The 2,225-nt window shown below is 63.2% G+C and carries 2 protein-coding genes and 1 pseudogene; all 3 read left to right on the forward strand.

Going from position 1 to position 2,225, the window contains the following annotated elements; genetic code table 11:
- Nucleotides 1-128, forward strand: a pseudogene (locus H165_RS18875) (cytochrome-c oxidase, cbb3-type subunit II); the annotation flags it as partial.
- Nucleotides 129-182: 54 nt separating this feature from the next.
- Nucleotides 183-1,103: a cytochrome-c oxidase, cbb3-type subunit III gene (gene ccoP / locus H165_RS0117970; RefSeq protein ID WP_017940306.1), complete on the forward strand. Its 921-nt coding sequence runs from the start codon at nucleotides 183-185 to the stop codon at nucleotides 1,101-1,103.
- 378 nt (nucleotides 1,104-1,481) lie between these two features.
- Nucleotides 1,482-2,225: cbb3-type cytochrome c oxidase subunit I (locus H165_RS0117975; protein WP_040640696.1), on the forward strand; the 744-nt coding region annotated here is incomplete at its 3' end.

Raw genomic sequence — 2,225 nt, forward strand, 5'->3', positions numbered from 1 at the left:
CCCTGGGCGTGCCCTACACCGATGAAGACATTGCCGGCGCTCGCGAGGCCGTCAAGGGCAAGACCGAGATGGATGCCCTGGTCGCCTACCTGCAGGGCCTCGGCACCGCAATCAAGAGCAAGAGATAACCGCGACCCGGCCCGACGGGCCGGGGACCCACAGGATTCGTGGAGCCTGATCACATGACTTCATTCTGGAGCTGGTACGTTACGCTGCTGACCGTCGGCAGCCTGGTCGCCCTGCTGTGGCTGATATTCGCCACCCGGCGTGGCGAGACCCCGAACGGCGGCAGCAAGACCATGGGCCATTCCTTCGATGGCATCGAGGAATACGACAACCCTCTGCCGAAGTGGTGGTTCCTGCTGTTCATCGGCACCATCGTCTTCGCCTTCGGCTACCTACTGCTTTACCCCGGCCTGGGCAACTGGAAGGGCGTCCTGCCCGGATACGACGGCTGGACCCAGGTCAAGCAGTGGGAGCGCGAAGTGGACGCCGCCGACAAGGCCTACGGCCCGCTGTTCGCCAGCCTCGGCGCCACCCCCATCGAGAAGCTGGCGCAGAACGAGCAGGCCCTGAAGATCGGCAACCGCCTGTTCGCCACCTACTGCGCCATCTGTCACGGCTCGGACGCCAAGGGTTCCCAGGGCTTTCCCAACCTGACCGACGACGTCTGGCGCTGGGGCGGCGATCCGGAAACCATCAAGACCACCATCCTGCACGGCCGCCAGGGCGCCATGCCGGCCTGGGGCGAGGTGATCGGCGAAGCAGGCGTGAAGAACGTGGCCGCCTATGTGCGCGCCAACCTGGCCGGCCTGCCGCTGCCGGAAGATCACGGTGCCGACCTGGCCGCCGGTCAGGAAGTGTTCCAGACCAACTGCGTCGCCTGTCACGGCCCGGACGGCAAGGGCATGGCCATGCTCGGCGCGCCTGACCTGACCCGTCCGGACGCCTTCATCTACGGCAGCAGCCTGAGCCAACTGCAGCAGACCGTGCGTAACGGCCGCAACGGCCAGATGCCAGCCCAGGAACAGTACCTCGGCAATGACAAGGTCCATGTTCTGGCTGCCTACGTGTACAGCCTGTCCAAGGGCAGCGCGCAATAAGCCGCAGCCCGGCGCAGGGGTCGCCCGACGGCTCCTGCGCCCCCCTTCCCCGCCTCGCCAGCTCGCCGCTCGCCCGAGTGCCGTTCCCGGCGCAAATTTATGCGACCTAGTGTCGCACCTCACGTCCGTGCGTCTGCAGGGCTAACCTTTCCCCAGGCCTATCCCGACATCGGGCCCCGCCGGCAAGGGCGCTGCCCTTGCGCCATCCGGGCATTAAATAACCGCTGGAAAAATCCGCCTTATGGGTCTGAAATATCTTGTTGCAGATGCCCGGAGGCCTTGTAGTTACGGGTTCCGGCGTTGCAATGGATACCTGCTTTCTCCATACTTGCCGCCGCTTTTTTCCCTGCAAAACACCCCAAACCGTGGAACCTTAGAATGAGCACAGCAATCAGTCCGACTGCTTATAACTATAAGGTGGTCCGCCAGTTCGCCATCATGACGGTGATCTGGGGGATCCTTGGCATGGGCATGGGCGTCTTCATTGCCTCGCAACTGGTCTTTCCGGAGCTGAACTTCGGTCTGCCGTGGACGAGCTTTGGACGCCTGCGCCCCCTGCATACCAACCTGGTGATCTTCGCCTTCGGTGGCTGTGCTCTGTTCGCGACCTCCTATTACGTCGTGCAGCGCACCTGCCAGACCCGGCTGATTTCCGACGGCCTGGCCGCTTTCACCTTCTGGGGCTGGCAAGCCGTGATCGTCGCCGCCGGCATCACCCTGCCGCTGGGCTACACCACCACCAAGGAATACGCCGAGCTGGAATGGCCGATCGACATCCTGATTGCCGTGGTTTGGGTGACCTACATGGTGGTGTTCTTCGGCACCATCCTGAAGCGCAAGACCAAGCACATCTACGTCGGTAACTGGTTCTACGGTGCCTTCATCGTGGTGACCGCGATGCTGCACATCGTCAACAACCTGGAAATCCCGGTCACCTTCTGGAAGTCCTACTCCCTGTATTCCGGCGCCACCGACGCCATGGTCCAGTGGTGGTACGGGCACAACGCCGTGGGCTTCTTCCTGACCACCGGCTTCCTGGGCATGATGTACTACTTCGTGCCCAAGCAGGCCGAACGCCCGGTCTACTCCTACCGCCTGTCCATCGTCCACTTCTGGGCGCTG

Source organism: Pseudomonas thermotolerans DSM 14292 (assembly GCF_000364625.1).
Classification (GTDB): domain Bacteria; phylum Pseudomonadota; class Gammaproteobacteria; order Pseudomonadales; family Pseudomonadaceae; genus Aquipseudomonas; species Aquipseudomonas thermotolerans.